Origin of the sequence: Sediminicoccus sp. KRV36 (genome assembly GCF_023243115.1) — a bacterium.
GTDB lineage: Bacteria > Pseudomonadota > Alphaproteobacteria > Acetobacterales > Acetobacteraceae > Roseococcus.
Genome location: NZ_CP085081.1, coordinates 1,274,575 through 1,297,537 on the forward strand (window position 1 = coordinate 1,274,575; position 22,963 = coordinate 1,297,537).

Sequence of the window (22,963 nt, forward strand, 5' to 3'; positions counted from 1 at the left end):
GGCCCCTCATGTCGGCACGGCGTGGGCGAAGGGTTGCGAATCCTCCGTCCGCGCACTGCGGCGGCGTGTCAGCGCCAGGAGGAAGCCCATGCCGATGGCGAGCGCGATGGAAGAGGAGCCACCATAGCTCACGAAGGGCAGCGTCATCCCCTTGGTCGGGATGAGGTGCAGCGAGGAGCCCATGTTGATGAAGGCCTGCAGGCCGAATTGCACCAGGAGCCCGGTGGCTGCCAGGGACAGGAATACGTCGCGCTCATTCATCAGGCGCAGCAGCCCGCGGATCACCACGAAGGCGAAGATGGCGAGGATGATGAGGCAGGCGACCAGGCCGAATTCCTCCGCCGCCACGGGAAACACGAAATCCGCATGGGCATCGGGCAGCGCATCCTTCACGCGCCCTTCGCCCGGGCCGCGCCCCAGCAAGCCGCCATTGCCGAAGGCTTCCAGCGACATGCGGATCTGGAAATTATCGCCTGCCTCGGGATCGAGGAAGCGCTGCACGCGGGAGCGCACATGGCCATGCAGGGTGAAGGCCAGCACCGCCAGCCCCGCGACGCCGCCAGCCCCCGCAACCACCCACATCAGGTTGATGCCCGAGACGAAGACCTGCGCCAGAAACACCGCGACAATCACCGCCAGCATGCCGATATCCGGCTGCTGCTTCAGCAGCACAGCCACCACGCCGATGATCAGGAAGGCCAGGATGAGCCCCGGGAAGCGCCGGCTGCGCTTGCCTTCCGCGATCAGCCAGGCGCACACGACAGCGAGGCAGGGCTTGAGAAACTCCGAGGGTTGCAGCGACATGCCCGGCAGCGAAAGCCAGCGCCGCGCGCCCTTGATCTCGGTGCCGGCCACCAGCGTCAGCGCCGTCAGCGCCAAGGCGCCCAGCGCACCCAGGATGGCCAGGCGCAACACCCAGCGCGGATTGAGCAGCGAACAGCCCACCATCACCAGCACCGCGAGCGTCGAATAGAAGACCTGCCGTTCCAGGAACATGTGGCGGGAGGCGGCGCCGATGCGCTGCGCCACGGCAGGCGAGGCAGCCAGCATCATCACATAGCCGATGGCGATGAGCGCCAGCAGCGCCGCCAGCGTCCAGCGATCCACGCTCCACCACCAGCGGCCAAGCGTCGAGGTATCAGTGCGCGAGACAGCCATCAGAATTCCACTCCGGGCAGGGCGCGGACCAGCGCGCGGAAGGCATCGCCACGGGCATCGAAGCCGGTGAACTGGTCCCAGGAGGCAGCGGCGGGGGAGAGCAGGACAACATCGGCCGCACCACCCGATGCGGCACGGGCGGCCAGGGGCAGGGCCTCGGCCAAGGTGCCGCAGAGCCGATGCTTCACGCCGGATGCCGCGAGGGTGGCGGCGAATTCGGGCCCGTCACGGCCGATCAGGAAGGCCTCGGCGATGCGCGGGAAGTATTCGGCGAGCGGCGCGATTCCGCCCTCCTTGCCCATGCCGCCGGCGATCCAGAGGATGCGCTCATAACTGGCGAGGGCCCGTGCCGCGCTGTCGGCATTGGTCGCCTTGCTGTCATTCACGAAGCGCACCGCGCCAATGCGCCCGACCAATTCCTGCCGGTGCGGCAAGCCAGGGTAACTCCGCAGCCCTTCGGCGAGGGAATTGCGGTCCAAGCCCAGCGCCAGCGCCATGGCGATGGCGGCGGCCGCATTCTGCGCGTTATGCGTGCCAGGCAGGGTTGGGCAGGTTGCGAGATCAGCGATCACGCCCTGGCTGTCGCGCAGCAGGCTGCCCTCGGCCCAGATGCCGCCTGGTTGCGGCGTGGTGCCGGAAATCGGCACCCACCGTGCCGCCAGCCCCGCGCGGAGACCCGCGGTGGGCGCGTCATCCTGGCCGAGGACCGCCACGTCATCGCGTGTCTGCGTCGCGAAGATTCGCGCCTTGGCGGCCAGGTAGCCGGCCATGTCGCCATGGCGGTCCAGGTGATCGGGGCTGAGGTTGAGCATCGCTGCCGCATTGAATCGAAGATCAGCGATTCGTTCCAGCATATAGCTGGACATTTCGAGCACATAGACGCCGTCATCGCCGAGAATTTGCATATCCAGCGCGGCCGGGCCGAGATTGCCACCCACCTCGACCGGAATGCCCGCGCGCGCCAGCAGATGCGCCATCAGCGCCGTTGTGGTGCTCTTGCCATTGGTGCCGGTGATGCCGACGAAGCGCGCCTTTCTGCCGGCAGCGCGCACCGCCCGGAACAGGAACTCCACATCGGCCAGGATCGGCTTGCCGGCGGCGCGGGAAGCGGCTGCCGCCGGATGCACGCGCGGCAACAGATGCGGTATCCCCGGCGAGAGCAGCAGCGCGTCGAATTCGAAGCCCTCGGCGGGATTGGCGACGCGCAGGCCCTGGGCCGAAGCCTCGGCGCGGGCTGCCTCGCCATCATCCCAGCAGGTGACGTCGGCACCCCATGCGTGCAGGCGTCGTGCGGCAGGAAGCCCGGCCTTGCCGAGCCCCACCACCGCGATGCGCTGCCGCAGGAAGGGGGTCATCGAATCTTCAACGTCGAGAGCCCGATCAACCCCAGCACCATGGCGATGATCCAGAAGCGGATCACGATGGTGGCCTCGGCCCAGCCCTTCTTCTCGAAATGGTGATGCAGCGGCGCCATCAGGAAGACCCGCCGCCCCGTCCGCTTGTACCAGAACACCTGGATGACGACGGAAAGCGTCTCCACCACGAAGAGCCCGCCCACGATGGCCAGCACGATCTCGTGCTTGGTGGCCACCGCGATGGAGCCAAGCGCCCCGCCCAGCGCGAGGCTGCCCGTATCACCCATGAAGACCGCGGCGGGTGGCGCGTTGAACCAGAGAAACCCGAGCGAGGCGCCGATCAGCGCCGAGCAGAACACCGCCAGTTCACCGGCCCCCGGCACGCCATGCAGTTGCAGGTAGTCGGCGAAGATGCGGTTGCCGACGAGATAGGCGATCAGCGCAAACACCGCAGCGGCGATCATCACGGGCACGATCGCCAGGCCATCCAGCCCATCGGTGAGGTTCACCGCATTGGAGGACCCCATCATCACGAAGGCCGCGGCGAAGGGGAACAGGAGGCTGAGGGGGATCAGCGTCTCCTTCAGGAAGGGCACGGCGAGATTGTCGGACAGGCCGGCGGGCAGCAGCCACATGAACCAGAGGGCGGCGATGAAGGCGATGCCGGCCTGAGCCACCAGTTTCGCACGGCCGGACACGCCCTTGGTGTTGCGCTTGGTCACCTTCAGCCAGTCATCCACGAAGCCCAGCGCGCCATAGCCCAATGTCACGAACAGCACCGCCCAGACAAAGCCATTGCGCAGATCGGCCCAGAGCAGGACCGAGAGCGAAAGGGACAGCAGAATCAGCACGCCGCCCATGGTTGGCGTGCCTTTCTTGGTGATGAGGTGGCTTTCCGGCCCATCCTCGCGGATCGGCTGGCCGCCGCGCTGAAAGCTGCGCAGCCAGTTGATGATGCCATTGCCGAAGACCAGTGCGATGAACAGCGCCGTCATGCAGGCCGCACCCGCCCGGAACGTCAGGTAGCGCGCCAGGTTAAAGAGGATGAAGTCATCCGCGAGCGGAGAGAGCAGCAGCGGAATCATGCATTTTTCCTGTCGGCGCCGGTGATGGCGCGAATGATCTCGGCCATGCGCATGCCGAGCGAGCCTTTGACCAGCACAGCATCGCCATCGCGCAGGGCTGCGGCGACGATGGGAGCCAGGCTTGCCGCATCCTCTGTGTGGGTTCCCTGGCGGCGGGCCGGCAGGGCAGCGAAGAGATGCCCCATCAACGGGCCGCACGCATAGACCAGATCGGCCGCGTGCGCTGCATCGGAGGCCAGCGCGCGGTGCAGGTCAGGCCCGAAATCGCCCAGTTCCCGCATATCGCCCAGCACGGCGATGCGCCGCTTCGCCTTTTGCGCCGCGAGCACCAGAAGCGCCGCGCGGATGGAACTGTCCGAGGCGTTGTAGCTCTCATCCAGCAACAGGGCCGTGCCATTGTCGGGGGTGGCGACGCGGCGCATCTCGCCGCGCCCGGCACCCGCACCAAAGCCGGAGAGCGCTGCCGCCGCCAGCCCCGTATCACCGCCGGCGGCCTGGATGGCCGCCAGGGCCGCCAGGGCGTTCATCGCCATGTGCTTGCCCGGCTGCTCCAGGCGCAGCGTGACATGGCGGCCCGAGAGCTCGAACTCCGCCTCGCTCGCGGCGGCGGAGCCGGTCCAGGCCAGCATGCGGGCCGAGGCCTCGGGGCTTTCCCCAAAGCCCAGCACCTGCGCGCCATGCCGCCGGGCAATCTCCGCCATGCGATCAAAATGCGGGCTGTCCTGTGGCAGGACGGCGATGCCGGCCCTCTCCAGCCCCATGGGCTCGATGCCGGCCGCGATATCCGCCTTTTCCTCCGCAATCGCCTGCTGGCTGCCCAGATGGCCGATATGCGCCGTGCCGATGCTGGTCACGATCACCACATGGGGTCGCGTCAGGCGCGCAAGTGGCGCGATCTCATGCCGATGGTTCATGCCGATCTCGATGGCGGCCCAGTCGGTGCCACGCGGCATGCGCGCCAGGGTGAGTGGCACGCCCCAGTGGTTGTTGTAGCTGGCGGCGGAGGCGTGGGTGGCGCCGAGCGCCGCGCAGGCGCGCCGCAGCATTTCCTTCGTCGTCGTCTTGCCCACGCTGCCGGTCACGGCGATGACCCGCCCGTCCATCCGCGCGCGCCCCGCCGCACCCAGCGCGGTGAGGCCAGCCAGCGTATCCGCCACGCGCAGCACCGGGCCCGGCATGTCCCGCTCCACCATGGCCGAGGCGCCACGGGCGAAAGCCTCCGCCACGAAGTCATGCCCATCGCGCTGGTCACGCAGCGCGATGAAGAGATCTCCGGCTGCCACGCTGCGCGTGTCGATCGAGACGCCCGTGGCGGTGAGGCCATCGGCACAGAAACCGCCTGTTGCCGCGCGCAGCTCCTCGGTGGTCCAGAGCGGGATCATGGGCGGACTCCGGCCAGGCGGCGCACCATGTCGGCATCATCGAAGGGGGTGGTGACGCCGGCGATGGTCTGGCCGCTTTCATGCCCCTTGCCGGCCACGGCCAGCACATCGCCGGGCCGCAGCGCATCAAGCGCCAGCGCGATGGCGGCCGCGCGCTCCCCGGCGTCCCGCGCGCCGGGGGCTGCGGCCAGGATGGCGGCGCGGATTGCGGCCGGGTCCTCGCTGCGCGGATTGTCATCCGTGACCCAGAGCTGATCGGCGCCGGCCGCGGCGGCGGCGCCCATCAGCGGACGCTTCCCCGGATCCCGGTCACCGCCCGCGCCAAACAGCACATGCAGCCGACCGCCTGACCCGACATGCGGGCGGAGTGCCGCCAGCAGCCGCGTCAGCGCATCGGGCGTATGGGCGTAGTCCACATAGATGGCGGCGCCATGGGCGAGGGTGGCGGCCAGTTCCATTCGCCCGCGCACGGGGGCCAGGCGCGCCAGGGCGTCCAGCACCTGCGGCACCGGCCGACCCATGCCGACGGCGAGCCCCGACGCCACCAGCGCATTATCCGCCTGGAACCGCCCGGGCACGGCGAGGGGGATCTCGGCGCGCTGCCCGAAGGCGTCAACCTCGATCACCTGCCCGGCGGGCAAGACGCGCTGGCTGATGAGGCGCAGATCACTGCCCGCTTCACCCACTTCGATGCCGCGCAGGCCGCGCCTCGCGATGATGCCGCGCAGCGCCTCCAGCGTCGGCGCTTCCATCTCGGTCTGGATCACGGCGGGCGCGCCGGGCGGCAGCAGCGTGTCGAAAAGCCGCAGCTTGGCCGCGCGATAGGCGGCCATGTCGCCGTGGTAGTCGAGGTGATCGCGCGTCAGGTTGGTGAAGGCGGCGGCGGCGAGGCGCACGCCATCCAGCCGCCGCTGGTCCAGCCCATGGGAACTGGCCTCCAGCGCCAGATCGTTGATGCCGGCGCGTTGCAGCGCCGCCAATGTGGCGTGCAGGGCCACCGGGTCCGGCGTGGTCAGGCTTTCACCACGCGGAAAGCCGGCCGCGATCAGCCCGAGGGTGCCCAGCGACGCGGCCCGCTCCCCCAGGATCTGGCGGAGGAAATCGGCGGTGCTGGTCTTGCCGTTGGTGCCGGTGATGGCCGCCACGCGCTCGGGCTGCGCCCCGTGGAAGGCGGCGGCGATGAGTGCCAGGGCGCGGCGCGGATCGGCGGTGCGCAGGAAGGGGCGCTGCGGCGCCTCGGCCGGCCAGTCGGCGCCTTCGGGGGCGAGGATGGCGGCGGCGCCGGCCGCCACGGCATCGGCGACGAAGCGCATGCCATCGGCCCGGGCGCCGGGCAGGGCGGCAAACAGAAAGCCGGGGCGAACGGCGCGGCTATCCGCCGTGACACCCAGGATGTCGGGGAAGCCCTCGGCGCTCAGGCCAGGGAACAGGGGGAGGATGTCATCGCAGCGCACGGCCTGGCTCAGGAGGGCTGGAGAGGGGGGCTAGAACCAGGCGCGGCATGGCGATGCCGTCGGATGCATCGGTGCGGCGAATGGGGGCGCCGGGCTGTTCCAGGCTGGGCGCGGGGGTGCGCGGCAGCATGGCGGGGGTGGCGGTGGTTGGGGGCCTTGCCGCGGTGGCCGGTGCAGCGCGCGGCCGCCCGCCATTGAGCGGCAATGCGATGCTCGCCTGGATCTGCGCGATGCGATCGGTCTCCGGCACCATGCCGAGAATGGGAGCAATGCGTTCCACCACGCGGCGGGCGGTGGGGGCGGCCACCACGCCGGCCGTCGCGTAGCCGCCGGTATCGGCGCGGGGCTTGGGTTCATCCACCAGCACGTGCAGCGAATAGCGCGGCGCATTCATCGGGAAGGCGCCCACGAAGGAGGAGATGCGGCGGTTCTCGATATACTGCCCGCGCTCACCCACCTTCTGCGCCGTGCCGGTCTTGCCACCGATGAAATAGCCCGGGACATCGGATTGCCGCCCCGAACCATCCGTGACGGCGATGCGCATCAGGCGGCGCATCTGCTCCGAGGTGCGCTCACTGATCACGCGCACACCCTCGCGCTCCTCGCCGGGTGGTACGGCCAGGATGGTGGGCCGCCGCAGCGTGCCACCATTGGCGAGTGCCGAAACCCCGTTGATGATGTGCAGCGGCGTCACCGAGATGCCATGGCCGAAGCCGATGGTCATGGTGTTGATGTCGCGCCAGTTGCGCTGCGAGGGGGCCAGCGTCGCGGCGGATTCCGGCAATTCGATCCCCGTGCGGTTCAGCATGCCGACCCGCCCCAGGAATTCGCGGTGGCGCGTGGGGCCCACCGACATCGCCATATGCGCGCTGGCGAGGTTGGAGGAATAGGCGATGATCTCCGGCAGGCTCAGCCAGCGATTCTTGCCCTTGAAATCATTGATCTCGTGCCGGCCGATGCGGATGGGCCGCGAGGCATCGAAGCCGCCATGCAGCTGCACCGTGCCATGTTCCAGCGCCATGGCGGCGGTGAAGAGCTTGAAGGTGGAGCCCGGCTCATAAACACCCGTGACGGCGCGGTTGAAGCGCTGCTCAGCGGGGGCGGTGGCCAGGTTGGCGGCGGCGAAATCGGGCAGGCTGACCATGCCCAGCACCTCGGCCGTGTTCACATCCATCAGGATGGCGGAGCCACCGATCGCGTTGAAGCGATCAATGGACCATTCCAGCGCCTCGCGCAGTTCACGCTGGATGCGGATATCAATGGACAGGCGCAGCGCGTCGCGCGTTACACGCAAGCGCTCATCATACCATTTCTCGACGCCGGCGATGCCCTCGCCATCCACATCCACGGCGCCCAGCACATGGGCGGCATCGCGCCCGCGCGGATAGGTGCGTCGCTCGGCGGTTTCAAAGTAAAGGCCGAGCACGCCGAGGTCATTGATCGCCTGCTGCTGGCGCGGCGTGATGAAGCGGTCGAGATAGGCGAATTGGCGTGGCGGGCTGAGGCGCGGCAACAGCCGGTCCCGGTCGAGATGCGGCAGGATGCGCACGAGCTGGTCCGCGACGCGCGCCGGATTGTCAATCTCGCCGGGGCGGGCATAGAGCGCTGTGCCGCGCACCGTCACGGCCAGCACTTCGCCATTGCGGTCGGTGATGGCGGCGCGGCTGACGGCTGGCTCGGCGGAGGGAAGGCGCGGCGCCTGTGCGATGCGCGACGGCGCGGGCGAGAGGATGGTCGCATCCGTCAGTTTCACGGCGATGGCCACGAACAGCACGCCAAAGCCCAGCGAAGCGACGAGAAGGCGGCCGGGCATGCGGTGCTGATGCCGCGCCTGATTGCCCTTTGCCCGATCGCCCGCCACGCGCATCACGGCGCGCGAGGGGCTCTCGGGCGGTGCTGACGGCCGAAGCGGTTCCGCATGGGCATGCGGGACGAAGTCGGGGGAGGGCGGGGGGAGGTCGTTCATCGGCTGAAGGGCACCGGTGGAGGCAGACTGCCCGCGCCGCCACCGAGCATGGAGCCCGACGGCGCCGGCTGCACATGCAGCGCGGTGCGCAAGGCCTGGGGCGGCGCTGCGATCGGCGAGGGCACGTTGCCTTGCGCATATTGGGCGCGCGGCGCCGCAGCGGGGCCGGCAATCGGCGGCAGGGCGGCCACCTCAGGGCGGGGCCGCGGGGCTGGCCTGGGCTCGGAAGGGCGCGCTTCGGCGGCGCGGGGCGCCGCGGCCACCGTGACGGCAGGCGTGGAAGCCGGCACGGGAGCAGGCGCCGGCGTAACCACCGGGGCAGCCGCGGCCGCCACCTGGGCAGGCGCGGGTGCGGGTGCTGCGGCGGGCCCAGCCGTCGGGGTGGATGCAGGGCGCGGCGCTGCCGCGACGCTCACGGGCTCAGCCTCCCGCCGCTGGCTCGCGGCGGTGAAGACCAGCACATCTCCGGGGGCAGAGGGCGCGTCGGCGCGGCGCTGGAAACCGGAAGGCAGGGGCGTGAAGGCCACCGCCAGCGGCATGCGGCGCTGCGCATCCTCGATGCGCTGGAATTGCGCGGGTTCCATGGGCTGCATGTGGCGCAGATGCGCCGCCGCCATCTGGCGCAGCCGGTCCTGGTCATTCAGCCGCGCCCATTCGGCGGAAAGGGTTTGCGTGCGGCCGCGCTCAGCCTCCGTTTCGCGCCGGATTTCGCGCAGTTCACGATCGAGCTTGGCCACCTCCTCCTTGGTCTGGAACACATACAGGCCGGAGCCGAGGAAGGCGGCGAAGGTGATGAGGGTCAGCGGATGGATCATGCGGCGTGACTTTCCGGGGAACGCTGCAAGGCGCGGAGATGGGCGGAGCGGGCGCGTGGATTGGCGGCGGTTTCGGCGGCACCCGGGCGAACCGAGCGCGGCGTGAGCAAGGTGAAGGGGGCGGGGCCGCGCGGCGCCAGCAACATGCGCGGGTCATGGCGCGAGGTGCCGGGGGTGCGGCCCGTGGCCTTCTGGAAGGCGCGCTTCACCAGGCGGTCCTCCAGCGAATGGAAGGAGACGATGACCAGCCGCCCACCGGGGGCCAGGAGTTGCAGCGCCTGTTCCAGCGCGCGCTCGATCTCGCCCAGTTCGTCATTCACGCGGATGCGCAGCGCCTGGAAGCTGCGCGTCGCACCATGGATCCCCGAGGGGTCGCGCGGGACGGCGCGGCGGATCACTTCGGCCAGTTGCAGCGTGGTGGTGAAGGGGGTCTCGGCGCGCGCCTTGAGGATGGCGCGGGCGACGCGGCGGGAGAAACGCTCCTCGCCGAACTCCCAGATCAGGTTGGCGAGCTCCGCCTCGGGCAGGGTGTTGACGAGATCGGCCGCGGTCGGGCCGGTCTGGCCCATGCGCATGTCGAGCGGGCCGTCGAAGCGGAAGGAAAAGCCGCGCTCGGGCGTATCAATCTGAAAGGAGGAAACGCCCAGATCGAGCACCACGCCATCGAGCTGCGTGATGCCGCGTTCCGCCAGCAGCGCCAGCATGTCGCCGAAGCGGCCTTCGATGAGGTGCAGGCGGCCCGGATGGGCCGCGGCGAGCGCCGCGCCGCGGGCAATCGCCTCGGGGTCGCGATCCATCGCCCAGACGGTGCAGGGAGCGGCCTCCAGGATGGCGCTGGCATAGCCGCCGCCGCCGAAGGTGCCGTCCAGGATGCTCTCGCCAGCCTGGGGGGCCAGGGTTTGCAGCACTTCGGTGAGGAGGACCGGGATGTGGCTCATGCGTCAGTCCGCGGGGGCGCAGGGGCGGCGGCCCGGGCGGCGATGGCGCGGCGGGCTTCCTCGATGCGGCGTTCGGCGGCGGCCGGCTCCCAAAGCTCGAACCAGTTCAGGCGGCCGAGAAAGGCCACGCCATCGGAGAGCCCGGCATATTCGATCAGGTCGCGCGGCAGGATGATGCGGCCCTCCGGATCGGGGGTCACCTCGGCGACGTCCACGATGAAGGCGTAATCCTCGGCATTCTGCTCGGCGCTGAGGGGGCTCAGCGGGTTGGTGTCGCGATTGGCGGTGTCGAATTGCGAAACGGGCCACGCTTCGATGTACACGTGATCGGGGCTGACGGAGCGGCGCAGCACCAGGGAATCCCCGGCGAGGCGCGCGCGAAAGGGGGCTGGCACGCTGCAGCGCCCCTTCTTGTCCAAGCCGTTGATGAATTTGCCCCGGAATTGGGTCATCGTGCCGCTGGATGCCCCCCGCTCGCTGAGCCGAATTCGACGTCAATGGGGGGTGGAAGCATCTTTGCCCTTGCGGGCGGTGGCAGCGGCCGACGAGGTCCCCCCCGGAACCCCGTCGGCTCGCCCGACCAGCCCTTTTCCAGATGCGCTCGCCCCCCCGAGCTTGCGGCATCCGTATTGGGCTGAACTGGTTGTAGATGGGCTGAAATGGGTAATCAAGGGATAACTGCTTTTGACCAGATCGCCGAACGAGTCATTTTCTCATTTTGCGTCAGGCGGTTGTTGAAGTTCCCTCAGATGTGATCTGTCATCTCCCCTGCGTTTGCCGGGCGCTGTGGCAATCAGGCAACACCAGGCGATGGATGGCCTCAGCAGCGACATGTGGCGCATGACTTCGACGCGCCGTGTCCCTCTCGGCGCAGCCGCGCGAGGGGCAGTTGCCGGGCGGCATCCCTCACGGTGGAGAGAAGCCGGGCATCCGTCGCGTCCCGCGTCTTTCCTGTCAGTTTGGCGTGGGTTTCGGCCAGTCGGCAGGTTTCGCCTTTGAGATCACCTGCCAGTCGGCCACAATGGGCGTGTCTTTGATCGCACGGCCGGCGCTGGCGGCCTGGGGCGGGATCGCGGGCCAGACCGCATCCGTTGCCCGGGCTGGTTGTTGCTGACCTGGCGCCGGCAACAGGGAAACAACGCCATGCCACCGCTCGACCACCCCGCCGCCGCACCGCGCAACACGGATATGGAGACGGCCCTGGCGGAGGCGCGGGCCGCCTATGTCGCTGCCAGGCCGAAAAGTGCTGCCGCCTATGCCCGCGCGCGGGAAGTCATGCCCGGCGGCAACACGCGCTCCACGCTGCACTACACGCCCTTCCCGACGGCGATGGAGCGCGGCGAGGGCTGTTTCCTGCAAGATATTGACGGGCACGCTTACCTCGACCTCTGTGGCGAATACACCGCCGGACTGTTCGGCCATTCCGAGGCGCGGATCATTCGCGCGATCGAGGGCGCCATTGGCCGCGGCCTCAACCTGGCCGCGGCAGGGGAGCGGGAGACGGTGCTCGCCGGCATTCTCTGCGCGCGCTTCCCTTCGATCGAGTTGGTGCGCTTTACCAATAGCGGGACGGAAGCCAATCTGATGGCGTTGTCTGCCACGCGCGCCTTCACCGGGCGCACGCGGGTGCTGGCGATGCATGGCGGCTACCATGGCGGCATGCTCACCTTCGTGAGTGGCGCGAACGCCGTGAACGCCCCCTTTCCGGTGACGCTGGCGCCATACAACGATGTGGCAACGACGCGGGCACTGATCCGCGCGCAGCGCGATGAACTCGCCTGCATCTTGCTGGAGCCGATGATGGGAAGCGGCGGCTGCATCCCCGCCACGCGCGAATTCCTGGAGATGCTGCGCGCGGAAGCCACCGAGCACGGCATCGTGCTGACCTTTGACGAGGTGATGACCAGCCGCCACAGCGCCGGCGGCCTGCAGAAGCTGCACGGCATCACGCCGGACCTCACGACGCTCGGCAAATATGTGGCGGGCGGCATGTCCTTCGGTGCCTTTGGCGGGCGGGCGGATATCATGTCCGTCTATGACCCGGCACATCCCAAGGCGCTGCCGCATGGCGGCACCTTCAACAATAACGTGCTCTCCATGGCGGCCGGCGTGGTGGCGATGGGCGAGATTTTCGACGATGCGGCGGCCGAGGCGCTGCGCGCGCGCGGCGATGCGCTGCGAGAGGCGCTGAACGCCGTCTGCCAGCGGCATCGCGCACAGATGCAGTTCACCGGCATCGGCAGCATGATCCAGCCGCATTTCCGCAAGGGCGAGGTGCTGCGCCCCTATGTGCAAAGCCCGGCCGAGGAGGCCCTGCGCGAGTTGTTCTTCCTCGATCTCATGGCCGCCGGCATCTACATCGCACGGCGGGGGATGGTGGCCCTCAGCCTGCCCGTGGGTGACGCGGAATGCGCGCGCTATGTCGCGGCGGTCGAGGCATTTTGCGCCACGCGCCGGCCCCTGCTGACGGCGGCGTAAACCAGCCCCGTGCCACGCATGCCGGCGCCGGAACTGCGATGAGGGCGATACCGGACGGCCTGTAAGCCGGGTTCTGTCTTGGCTTCGGGGTCACCCCCTGGGCCATGGACGACCATTCCTCTGGAGCCTGCGTTGCCGCAGGCTTCGCGCGGCCAACCCGGAGAGCGGGGCGGAAATGCCCCTGCCGCTGGGACCGAAATCCCGCGACAGCCCTCCCTATTCGGCCTTGCTCCCGGTGGGGTTTGCCGTGCCGCCGCCATTGCTGGAAGCGCGGTGGGCTTTTACCCCACCGTTTCACCCTTGCCGCCCGAGCCCTCTGCTTGCGCATGGGGCTGGAACGGCGGTCTGTTCTCTGTGGCACTTTCCCTAGGCTTTCGCCCGCCGGTCCTTAACCGGCACCGTATTTCCGTGGAGCCCGGACTTTCCTCCAGCCCCGCGATCTCTCGCGGGCCCAGCGGTCGTCCAGCCATCCGGTATCGCGGGCTTGTTGCGCCTCAAGGGCCCCGGGGGTCAAGCCTCGGTGAGGGCTGCCACGGCTTGCAGGCGCCCAAGCGTGCCTGCATCGGCCAGGCCATTCACCTCCTCCTGCCGCCAATGGCGCTGGAAAGCGGTGAGGAGGATGGGCAACGGCAGATCAGTCCGGTAGCCGATGCGGCCGAGCAGCTCCAGCGCATCGCCTTCGGCCGGGCCATCGCCCCTCGGCCAGAGGCCGATGCCATTGGCCGCCAGCCCCTCCCAGTCAAAGAGCTCGCCCGGGTCCTGCTTGCGGTCGGGCGAGACATCGCTGTGCCCCACGACATTGCGCGGCGGGATCGGGTGCCGGGCGAGGATGTCCAGGCAGAGATCGGCCAGGGCCGCCATCTGCATCGCCGGGAAGTGGCGGTAGCCCCATTCATGTCCGGGATTGACGATCTCGATACCGATGGAATTGGCATTCAGGGCGGATCGGCCCCGCCAGTGGGAAATGCCGGCATGGCGGGCGCGCAGACCCTCGGGCACCAGGCGGAAAATGCCGCCATCCTCCTCCACCACATAATGCGCCGAGACGATGGCCGCGGGGTCGCGCAGCCGGGCGATGGCCTCTTCACCCGTCCGCATGCCGGTGTAATGCAGGATGAGGGTGTCAATCGCCGTGTCGTCCGGGCGCGGCTCCGTATTCGGCGATGGAGCTTCGATCAGTCGCAGCGTCACGGTTTCCGCTCGCGCTTGATGCGGTCCGCGCCGCTTTGCTGGCGAAGCGGGTTCTGAACGACGCCTGGGGCCGGCCGGGTGATGCTCACAGTTTTCGCTCGCGCTTGATGCGGTCCGCGCCGCTTTGCTGGCGAAGCGGGTTCTGAACGATGCCTGGGGCCGGCCGGGTGATGCTCACAGTTTTCGCTCGCGCTTGATGCGGTCCGCGCCGCTTTGCTGGCGAAGCGGGTTCTGAACGATGCCTGGGGCCGGCCGGGTGATGCTCACAGTTTTCGCTCGCGCTTGATCCGGTCCCAGGCGTTGTTGATTTCGGCCACCTTGTTGCTGGCGCGGTCAATGAATTCTTTCGGCACCCCGCGTGAAGCCAGGGCATCGGGGTGGTTCTCGCGCATCAGCTTGCGCCAGGTCGCGCGCACTTCCTCATCGGTCGCGTTGGCGGGCAGGCCCAGCACGGCATAGGCATCAATACCGGGCGCTTGGCCCGCATTGCCGCCAGGCCGGGCGTGGCCGTCGCGGGCGCGTTCCCACTCACGCGCCTCCAGGCCAAATCCGACCTGCACGCGCTGCAGGAAGCGGACCTCACCGCGGGTCAGCGGACCATCAGCCCGGGCGATCTGGAACAGCGCGCCCAGCACATCCTCCAGCATGGCGCGGTTGTCGGCGAAGGCTTCGCCCAGCTTGTCGGCGAAGGGCTCGAATTCCTGGGCTGTTTCGCGCGCTTCGTCGAAGAGTGCGGCGACATCGCGCATGTTCTCGGGCGGGATGCGGAACATGCGCTTGAAGGCATCAATCTCGGCGCGCACCACCGGACCGTCGCATTTCGCGAGCTTGGCCGAGAGCACAACCACCGAAATGGCGAAGAGCTGCTCCTTCGAGCCGAGCATGGAAGCGAGGTTGGCGGCGTTGGGGCCGAGGCGCGGGCCGCCATCCGCCGCATGCCCGGCCAAGGCGCCCAGCAGCCCGCCGATCGGCCCCCCGGTCACGAAGCCGGTGACCCCGCCGATGATCTTGCCCCAAAAACTCAATTCGGACCCTTTCCCAGAGCGGGCCAGATAGCACGGCCCGGGCGATTTGGCAGCGCCGGGGGCCAAAACCGCGGCCAATCCCTCTTGCGCGCCCCGCCCCACCCCTGCAAACCAGGGAGGGCTTGAAGGAGATGGGTGCATGTCGGTCGGCAAGTGGCAGTTCTGGATTGATCGCGGCGGCACCTTCACCGATATCGTGGCGCGCCACCCCGATGGCGCGCTTTCCACCACCAAGCTGCTTTCCGAAAATCCTGAACGCTACAAGGACGCCGCCGTTGCGGGCATTCGCCAGGTGCTGGGCCTCGCCCCGGGCGCCCCGCTGCCCGACGGCGTGGTCGAAGCGGTGAAGATGGGCACCACGGTCGCCACCAACGCCCTGCTGGAGCGCAAGGGCGAGCGGGTGCTGCTGCTGGTGCCGGTGGGCTTCGCCGACATGCTGCGCATCGGCAACCAGGCCCGGCCACGGCTGTTCGACCTCAACGTGAAGCTGCCGGAATTGCTGCATGAGCGCGTCGCGGAAATCGGCGGGCGCGTGGCGGTGGATGGAACCGAGATCGCGCCGCTGGACGAGGCCGCGGCGCGGGCCGCTCTGCGGGCGGCCCATGCGGATGGCATTCGCGCCGTGGCGGTGGTGCTGATGCATGCCTGGGCGCATCCGGCGCATGAAATCCGCGTGGGGCAGATCGCCGCCGAGGAGGGCTTCACCCAGATCAGCCTCTCGCACCAGGCGAGCCCCTTGCCGCGCATCGTCCCGCGTGGCGATACGGCGGTGGTGGATGCCTATCTCTCGCCCATCCTGCGGCGCTACGTGGCGCAGGTGGCGGATGAGCTGGGTGGGCCCGTCCGGTCCTCCGATGCGGTGGGCGGGATGGAGGGCATCAAGCTGTACTTCATGCAGTCATCGGGCGGCCTGGCCGAAGCGTCCTCCTTCCAGGGCAAGGATGCCATTCTTTCCGGCCCGGCCGGCGGCATCGTGGGCGCCGCGCGCACCGCCGCCATGGCGGGGTTCGAGAAGATCATCGGCTTCGACATGGGCGGCACCTCCACCGATGTGGCGCTTTATGCCGGCCAGTATGAACGCGCCTTCGAGACGGTGGTGGCCGGTGTGCGGATGCGCGCGCCGATGATGGCGATCAACACGGTGGCGGCCGGCGGTGGTTCGATCCTGAAGTTCGACGGTGCCCGCTATCGCGTCGGGCCCGAGAGTGCCGGCGCGGTGCCCGGCCCCGCCTGCTACCGGCGCGGCGGCCCGCTGACGGTGACGGACGCCAATGTCATGGTCGGCAAGATCCAGCCCGCCTATTTCCCGGCCATCTTCGGCCCCGATGGCGACCAGCCGCTGGATGCGGCCGTGGTGCGTGAGAAATTCTCGGCCCTCGCCGCCGAGATCGCGGCCAGTACCGGCACGACGCCGCGGCCCGAGGATGTGGCCGAGGGTTTTCTGCGCATCGCCGTCTCCAACATGGCGCATGCCATCAAGCAGGTCTCGCTCCAGCGTGGCTATGATGTCACGAAATACGCGCTCACTTGCTTCGGCGGTGCGGGTGGGCAGCATGCCTGCCTTGTCGCCGATGAACTGGGCATGGAGACGGTGTTCATCCATCCCTTCGCTGGCGTGCTGAGCGCCTATGGCATGGGGCTGGCGGATCAATCCGTGATCCGCGAGGCGGCGATCGAGCGCGCGCTCTCGCCCCAGGGCATGGCGGCGCTGGACACCAAGCTCGCCGAACTCGAAGCCGCCGGCCGTGCGGAATTGATCCGCCAGGGCGCCGATGCGGCGCGGCTGCTGGCCACCCACCGGCTGCATCTGCGCTATGCCGGGACGGATGCCTTTCTGCCCGTGGCCGCCGGTGGCCATGCCGAGGTGCTGCGTGAATTCACCGAAGCCCATCGCGCCCGCTTCGGCTTCGCGACCCCGGAGCGGGAAGTCATCGTCGAGGCCGCGCTCGCTGAAATCACCATGCCGGGCGAAGCGGTCGAGGAAGAAAAGCTGGCGCCGCGCAACCCGGGCGAGGCGATCCCGCTGCTCGGCCGGGTGACGCTTTTTGCCCAGGGCGCCCCGCATGACGCCCCGGTGCATGACCGCGAGGCGTTGCGTGCCGGCGATGCCATTCGCGGCCCGGCGCTGATCCGCGAAGCGATCGCGACCACGGTGGTCGAGCCCGGCTGGGAAGCGCGTGTCACCGTGCTGAACCATCTGGTGCTGCACCGCATCGAGGCGCGTGCCGCGGCCCGCACGGCCGAGACCGGCCGGGTGGACCCGGTGATGCTGGAGCTGTTCAACAGCCTCTTCATGTCCATCGCCGAACAGACCGGCGTGGTGCTGCAGAACACCTCGCTCAGCGTGAACATCAAGGAGCGGCTGGATTTCTCCTGCGCGATCTTTGACGCCGAGGGTCAGCTCATCGCCAATGCGCCGCATGTGCCGGTGCATCTGGGGGCGATGGGCGAGAGCGTGCGCACCGTCATCCGCTCGCGCGCGGCGACCCTTCGGCCTGGCGATGTGGTGGCGCTGAACAACCCCTATAATGGCGGCACGCATCTGCCGGATGTGACCGTCATTACGCCCGTCTTCGACCAGGCGACGGGGCGCGAAATCCTGTTCTTCGTGGGCAGCCGCGGCCATCACGCCGATATCGGGGGCCTCACACCCGGCTCCACGCCGCCAGGCTCCGCCACGCTGGAGGAGGAGGGCGTCGTGATTGACGACTTCCTGCTGGTGGATGGCGGCCATTTCCGCGAGGCGGAATTCCGCGCGCTGCTCGCCGGGGCGAAGTATCCCGCCCGCAGCCCGGATGTGAATGTCGCCGACATTAAGGCGCAGATCGCCGCCAATGAGATGGGCGTGCAGGAGCTGCAACGCGCCGTGCGCGAATTCGGCCTGGGCACGGTGCGCGCCTATATGGGCCATGTGATGGACAATGCGGAGGAAAGCGTGCGCCGCGTGCTCGCCACGCTGAAGGATGGCCAATTCGCAACGACGACGGATGACGGCACGCCGCTCGTCGTGGCGGTGCGGGTGGATCGCGAAGGGCGCCGCGCGGTGATTGATTTCACCGGCACCGGCCCGGAGCGCCCGGACAACTTCAACGCCCCAACGGCCGTCTGCCGGGCCGTGGTGCTCTATTGTTTCCGCTCCCTGGTGGGAGAGGATATCCCGCTGAATGATGGCTGCCTGAAGCCGATCGAAATCATCGTTCCGCCGGCCAGCTTCCTGAGCCCCACGCCCGGCCGCGCGGTGGTCGCCGGCAATACCGAGGTCAGCCAGATGACCTGCAACGCGCTGCTGGCCGCGCTGGATGCCTGCGCCAGTGCCCAGGCAACCATGAACAACAGCCTGTTTGGCGATGCCACCTACCAGTATTACGAGACCATCTGCGGCGGCACCGGCGCCGGCCCCGGCTTTCATGGCGTGAGTGCCGTGCAGACCCACATGACCAACACCCGCATGACGGACCCGGAAATCCTGGAGATGCGCTACCCGGTGCGGCTGGAGGAATTCGCCATCCGGCGTGGCTCGGGCGGTGCGGGGAAGTGGCATGGCGGCGATGGCTCACGCCGGCGCATCCGCTTCCTGCGGCCGATGCAGGCCGTGGTCGTCGCCTCGCGCCGCAACGTCCCCCCGCATGGGCTGCATGGCGGCGGGAATGGCGCGCCGGGCCGGCAATGGGTGGAGCGCGCCGATGGCAGCGTGACGCCCATCCCCGGCAATGCGGGCAAGGCTGACCTCCTCCCCGGCGATGTGCTGGTGGTCGAGACGCCGGGCGGCGGCGGCTGGGGAGCCGTGTGAGGCGGGTCCTCCTTTTCGCCCTCCTGGCCGGCCTGCTCCTGCTGGCGGGCGGATCGGCCTATGTCCTGCCGCGCTGGCTCGATTGGGAGCGGCATCGCGATGCGCTGGCGGAGATCGCCTCAGAACGCCTTGGGCGCCCGGTGGTGCTGGAGGGGCGGGTGGGGCTTGTACTGCTGCCGCAGCCGCGTCTCGAAGCCTCGCGCATCGCCATCGGCCAGGCGGCGGATGAAATCCAGATGTCGGCCCGAGGCCTGCGTTTGCGGCTGGATCTCTGGGCCCTGCTGCTGGGCCGCATCGAAGTCCGCGAATTGGCGCTGGTGGGTGCGGAGATCAACCTGCCCTGGCCGCCCACCGCCTTGCCCGGCCTTGCCCCGCCACCCTGGTTGACCGCGCTGGATGCCCGGCTGGAGGAAAGCCGCATCCAGATCGGCGGCGCCGTGATCGAAGGCGTGAATGCCCGCCTCATGGCGGGCAGCCTGGGCGAGGCCTTGACCGCCGAGGGCAGCCTGGCCTGGCGCGGCCGCCCCATGCGGTTCCAGGCCGTGCTGGGCCGGGCCGGGGATGCCGGGGTGGCGCCGCTCGATGTGACGGCGACGGCCGCTGGCGCCACCTTGCGCGCGCGGGGCGTGCTGCTGACCGAGGGTGGCTTCGCGGGCCGGCTGGAAGCCTCGGGCCCCGATCTCGCGGCGCTGGTCCCGGCACCGGCCGGGGCCTTTCGCGCCACCGCCAACCTTGCCGCCGGGGCCGAGCTGATGGTGGCCAACCAGCTGGAGCTGACCCTGGGCAGCGATGCGGTGCGGGGCGGCGCGCTGCTCCGCCTGGTGCCCGAGCCGCGCTTCGAACTGACCCTGACGGCGCCCAGCCTCGATCTCGAACCATGGCTCGCCGCCATGCGCGGCGCCGGTGCCCAGGCGGTGCCGGTCGCGCTCGATCTCTCGGCCGAGGCCGCGCAATTCGGCCCCTTGCGGATGACCCAGCTCCGCGCGGCGGCCACCTTGCAGAATGAGCGGCTGACGCTGGCCCGCGTCAGTGCCGTGATGCCCGGCGGAACCGCGCTGGAGCTTTCGGGTGGCGGCGGTGCCGCGCGGCTGGAACTGGAACTGCGCTGGCGCTCAGCCCGCTCGGCGGAGTGGCTGGAGGCGATGGGCTGGGCGAGGCACCTCGCGCTGCCGGCTGGTGCTTCGGACGGCAATCTCCGTCTCTCCTGGGAGGGCGGCGCCTTTGCCGTGACGGAGCTGGCGGCGCGCTTCGGGGCAACACGCGCCACGGGCGGCTTCGTCTGGCGCCAGGCCGCCCGGCCGAGCCTCGCCCTCGGCCTCGATTTCGACGCGCTGGAGACGCCGCTGAGCACGCGGCAGCTTCTCAGCGCGCTGCGTGACGCCGCGGGTGACACGGATTTGCAGCTGCGCCTGGGCTTTGGTCGTCTCGCCCTCGGTCCCGATGTGTGGGAGCGGCTGGCCCTGGATGGCGCGGCCGAGGGCGGGCGGTTGGTGTTGCGGCGCCTGGCCGGGCGGCACCTGGGGCTGGACCTTGTGCTGGCGGGCACCTTGTCCAGCCTGGGCGCCGGCGCGCGGGTCAGTGAAATGACGCTGGAGGCGGAGGGCCCCGCCGGACCGCTGCTCGGGCATCTGGGCATCGAGCGCCCCGACCTTGCCGCCGCGCCGCTGCGCCTGCGCGTGGCAGGTGCCGGCCCGCTCGATGCGCTGGTGCTTCGCGTGGAGAGCGACCTCGCCGAGGCTCGGCTGGAAGCGCAGGCGACGCTCGATGTGCCGCAGGAGCGGTTGCAGGCGCGGCTGACACTGCGGCATCCCGGCGCGGTGCGGCTGATCGGCCAGATGCTGGCCAGCCCGCCACCGGACTGGATCGGCGAGGGTTCCTTCTCGCTCATTGCCAATCTCGGCTGGCGGCCTGGCGCCTGGAGCGCCGAGAGCTTCGAACTCGTCGCGGGCGAGATGCGCGGCCGGGGGCAAGCCGCCCTGGCCTGGACGGAAGGTCGCCCGGCCCTGAGCGGCCGCCTTGCGATGGAGCGCCTGCCGCTGCCCGATTGGCACCTGCTCGAGCTGGGCCCCATGCCAGCACTCGACCTGGATCTTGCGCTGACGGCCGAGCGCCTAGCCGCGCGCGGCCTGCCTGTGCTGGAGGGCTTCGCCGCGCAGTTGCGGGCGGATGCGGCCGGCCTGCGCCTGGAGGAACTCCGCGCGAGCCTGGCCGGCGGCGTGCTGGCGGGCGGGCTGCGGCTGGAGCACGCCACCCCGCCGCGCCTTCTCGTCGAGGGGAATTTTGCCGATGTGGTGCTGCCAGGGCCCTTGACTGGCCGGCCGGTGGACATCGCGGCGGGCCGGCTTTCGGGCGCGCTGCGGCTGGAAGCGCGCGGCGCCGTGCCGCCAGCCTGGCTGCAAAGCCTGACGGGCGAGGCGAGCCTCGCGCTGCGGGATGGCGTGGTGCAGGGCTTCGACGCCTCCGCCGCCGCGGCGGCCTTGGGCTGGTCTGACATGGCGGCGGCTGAGGCTGCGCTCCGGGCGGCCTTTGCGGGTGGGGCCACCCCGATCGAGCGCGGCATGCTTCGGCTGGCCCTCCAGGAAGGCCAGGCGACGCTGTCGGAGGTCAGTCTCAGTGCCGAGGCCGGGCTGGCCCTCAGCCTTTCAGGTGGGCTGGACCTGCCGCGGGATACGCTGGATCTGCGCCTCGCGCTTCCCGTGCCGGATGGCGCGCCGCCGCCGGCGCTGCATCTCAGCGGACCCAGCATGGACCCCACCCGCCGTCCCGAGATCGCGGCCTGGCTGGCCTGGCGAGCCGATAACCGACCATAGGCGTGCAGGGCAGGGGCCCACCGTGGACGCATGCCGTCAGCCGGGGCAGGGTGCGCCGCGTGGCAACGCAATGAAAGAACGAGACAGATGACGAAGACGGCGGATCGTGGTGCGGCCCTGGCCATCGCCGCGGAGATGTTCGACGGGGGCGGCCTGCAGGCCAGGCTCGCCGAATTCGTTGCCATCCCCTCCACCGCGCAGGACCCGGCCTTCGAGGCTGCGCTGCACCAGTATCTCGACGCCGCGATCCGCCCCTGGGTCGAGCGTCTGGGCTTCAGCGTCACCATCCATCCCAATCCGTTGGCTGGCTTCGGCCCCATCCTGACTGCCGAGCGCATCGAGGACCCCGCCCGCCCCACCATCCTCCTCTACGGCCATGGCGACACGGTGCGCGGCATGGATGAGCAATGGAGCGAGGGACTCACGCCCTGGACGCTCACCGAGCGGGACGGCAAGTGGTACGGGCGCGGCACGGCCGATAACAAGGGCCAGCACACCATCAACCTGATGGCGCTGGAGGCCGTGCTGGAAGCGCGCGGCGGGAAGCTCGGCGCCAATGTGAAGCTGGTGCTGGAAATGGCCGAGGAGCGCGGCAGCAAGGGCTTGCGCGAATTCGTGGCGCAGAATGCCAGGTTGCTGGCCGCCGATGCGCTGATTGCCAGTGACGGCCCGCGCGTGATGCCGGGCATCCCCACCATCGCCACAGGCACGCGTGGCACCTTTCATTTCGATCTCGTGGTGAAGCTGCGCGAGGGCGGGGTGCATTCCGGCCATTGGGGCGGCTTGACCACCGACCCCGCGGTGGTGCTGGCCCATGCCATCGGCAGCATGATGGACCGCCAGGGCAAGATCCTGGTGCGCGACTGGCTGCCCCGCAACGGCCTGCCGACCGAGGTGCGCGGCGTACTGGCCGGCTGCGAAGTGGGCGGCGGCGGCGAAGCCGCGACGATTGACCCGGCCTGGGGCGAGCCGGGGCTGAGTGCTGCCGAGAAAATCTATGGCTGGAACAGCCTGATCATCCTGGCCATGACCAGCGGCCAGCCGCAGGCGCCGGTGAACGCCGTGGCCCCGGATGCGCGGGCCCATTGCCAGATCCGCTACACCGTGGACACCGACCCAGATACCTTCGCCGCCAGCCTGCGCCAGCACCTGGATGCGGCGGGTTTCCAGAACATCGCCATCGAGAATGCGGGCGTGCGCATGCCCGCCTCCCGCACCTCACCCGACCACCCCTGGGTGCGCTGGGCGCGGGAGAGCATCGAGCGCTCTCTCGGCAAGTCGGTGCAGGTCATCCCCAACTCCTCCGGCGGGCTGCCGGGGGATGTGTTCGTGGACCATCTGGGCGTGCCGCTGGTCTGGGTGCCGCACAGCTACAATGGCTGCCAGCAGCATGGGCCGGATGAGCATTTGCTGCCCGCCCCGGCGCGTGAGGGCCTGCTGGCCTTCGCCGGCATGTGGTGGGATCTGGGCGACAAGCCCGCCTGACAGGAGGAGGGTGAGGCTCGGACTGGGCGCC

15 protein-coding genes and 1 other RNA gene are annotated in these 22,963 nt (G+C 69.6%); 4 read left to right on the top strand and 12 right to left on the bottom strand.

The genetic code is table 11. From position 1 onward, the window contains the following. Nucleotides 1–6 precede the first annotated feature (6 nt). From LHU95_RS05695 to LHU95_RS05735, 9 genes are all read right to left on the bottom strand, one after another. Complete coding sequence (locus LHU95_RS05695; RefSeq protein ID WP_248710405.1) at nt 7–1,158, bottom strand: putative peptidoglycan glycosyltransferase FtsW; 1,152 nt, start codon at nt 1,156–1,158, stop codon at nt 7–9. Continuing rightward, nucleotides 1,158–2,513, bottom strand: a complete 1,356-nt coding sequence (gene murD / locus LHU95_RS05700; RefSeq protein ID WP_248710406.1) for a UDP-N-acetylmuramoyl-L-alanine--D-glutamate ligase — start codon at nt 2,511–2,513, stop codon at nt 1,158–1,160. The genes LHU95_RS05695 and murD overlap by 1 nt, the downstream gene beginning before the upstream one ends. After that, on the bottom strand, nt 2,510–3,598 hold the full coding sequence (gene mraY, locus LHU95_RS05705) for a phospho-N-acetylmuramoyl-pentapeptide-transferase (RefSeq protein ID WP_248710407.1): 1,089 nt from the start codon (nt 3,596–3,598) through the stop codon (nt 2,510–2,512). The genes murD and mraY overlap by 4 nt, the downstream gene beginning before the upstream one ends. Next, complete coding sequence (gene murF, locus LHU95_RS05710; protein ID WP_248710408.1) at nt 3,595–4,980, bottom strand: UDP-N-acetylmuramoyl-tripeptide--D-alanyl-D-alanine ligase; 1,386 nt, start codon at nt 4,978–4,980, stop codon at nt 3,595–3,597. Before murF ends, mraY begins: the two co-directional genes overlap by 4 nt. Then, nucleotides 4,977–6,434 (bottom strand): UDP-N-acetylmuramoyl-L-alanyl-D-glutamate--2,6-diaminopimelate ligase, encoded by a 1,458-nt coding sequence (locus LHU95_RS05715; protein WP_248710409.1) that lies wholly within the window; start codon nt 6,432–6,434, stop codon nt 4,977–4,979. The genes murF and LHU95_RS05715 overlap by 4 nt, the downstream gene beginning before the upstream one ends. Beyond that, nucleotides 6,421–8,247: a penicillin-binding protein 2 gene (locus LHU95_RS05720; RefSeq protein ID WP_248710410.1), complete on the bottom strand. Its 1,827-nt coding sequence runs from the start codon at nt 8,245–8,247 to the stop codon at nt 6,421–6,423. The genes LHU95_RS05715 and LHU95_RS05720 overlap by 14 nt, the downstream gene beginning before the upstream one ends. A gap of 149 nt (nt 8,248–8,396) precedes the next feature. Then, on the bottom strand, nt 8,397–9,215 hold the full coding sequence (locus tag LHU95_RS05725; protein WP_248710411.1) for a hypothetical protein: 819 nt from the start codon (nt 9,213–9,215) through the stop codon (nt 8,397–8,399). Continuing rightward, the gene (gene rsmH / locus LHU95_RS05730; RefSeq protein ID WP_248710412.1) at nt 9,212–10,153 is read right to left on the bottom strand and encodes a 16S rRNA (cytosine(1402)-N(4))-methyltransferase RsmH; all 942 of its coding nucleotides are present in this window, start codon (nt 10,151–10,153) and stop codon (nt 9,212–9,214) included. The genes LHU95_RS05725 and rsmH overlap by 4 nt, the downstream gene beginning before the upstream one ends. Further along, nucleotides 10,150–10,605 carry a cell division/cell wall cluster transcriptional repressor MraZ gene (locus tag LHU95_RS05735; protein WP_248710413.1) on the bottom strand — a complete coding sequence of 152 codons (456 nt, stop codon included), beginning with the start codon at nt 10,603–10,605 and terminating at the stop codon, nt 10,150–10,152. Before LHU95_RS05735 ends, rsmH begins: the two co-directional genes overlap by 4 nt. 691 nt (nt 10,606–11,296) lie before the next feature. Between LHU95_RS05735 and LHU95_RS05740 the strand changes: the two genes are divergently transcribed. Then, nucleotides 11,297–12,631, top strand: coding sequence for an aminotransferase class III-fold pyridoxal phosphate-dependent enzyme (locus LHU95_RS05740; protein ID WP_248710414.1), 1,335 nt, complete (start codon nt 11,297–11,299; stop codon nt 12,629–12,631). 46 nt (nt 12,632–12,677) lie between these two features. Here LHU95_RS05740 and rnpB read toward each other — a convergent pair. From rnpB to LHU95_RS05755, 3 genes are all read right to left on the bottom strand, one after another. Then, nucleotides 12,678–13,105, bottom strand: an RNA gene (gene rnpB, locus LHU95_RS05745) — RNase P RNA component class A. 36 nt (nt 13,106–13,141) lie between these two features. Further along, a complete protein-coding gene (locus LHU95_RS05750) occupies nt 13,142–13,822 on the bottom strand; it encodes an N-acetylmuramoyl-L-alanine amidase (protein ID WP_248710415.1) in 681 nt (226 codons plus the stop codon). A 263-nt stretch (nt 13,823–14,085) separates the two neighbouring features. Then, complete coding sequence (locus LHU95_RS05755) at nt 14,086–14,847, bottom strand: TerB family tellurite resistance protein (RefSeq protein WP_248710416.1); 762 nt, start codon at nt 14,845–14,847, stop codon at nt 14,086–14,088. A gap of 139 nt (nt 14,848–14,986) precedes the next feature. Between LHU95_RS05755 and LHU95_RS05760 the strand changes: the two genes are divergently transcribed. The 3 genes from LHU95_RS05760 to LHU95_RS05770 all read left to right on the top strand — a co-directional run bounded on the left by LHU95_RS05760 (nt 14,987) and on the right by LHU95_RS05770 (nt 22,932). Then, entirely contained in the window at nt 14,987–18,637 is a 3,651-nt protein-coding gene (locus tag LHU95_RS05760) for a hydantoinase B/oxoprolinase family protein (protein WP_248710417.1), read from the top strand. Continuing rightward, nucleotides 18,634–21,447 carry an AsmA family protein gene (locus LHU95_RS05765; protein ID WP_248710418.1) on the top strand — a complete coding sequence of 938 codons (2,814 nt, stop codon included), beginning with the start codon at nt 18,634–18,636 and terminating at the stop codon, nt 21,445–21,447. Before LHU95_RS05760 ends, LHU95_RS05765 begins: the two co-directional genes overlap by 4 nt. Before the next feature lie 87 nt (nt 21,448–21,534). Next, on the top strand, nt 21,535–22,932 hold the full coding sequence (locus LHU95_RS05770; RefSeq protein ID WP_248710419.1) for a M20 family metallopeptidase: 1,398 nt from the start codon (nt 21,535–21,537) through the stop codon (nt 22,930–22,932). The last annotated feature ends 31 nt before the right edge of the window (nt 22,933–22,963 follow it).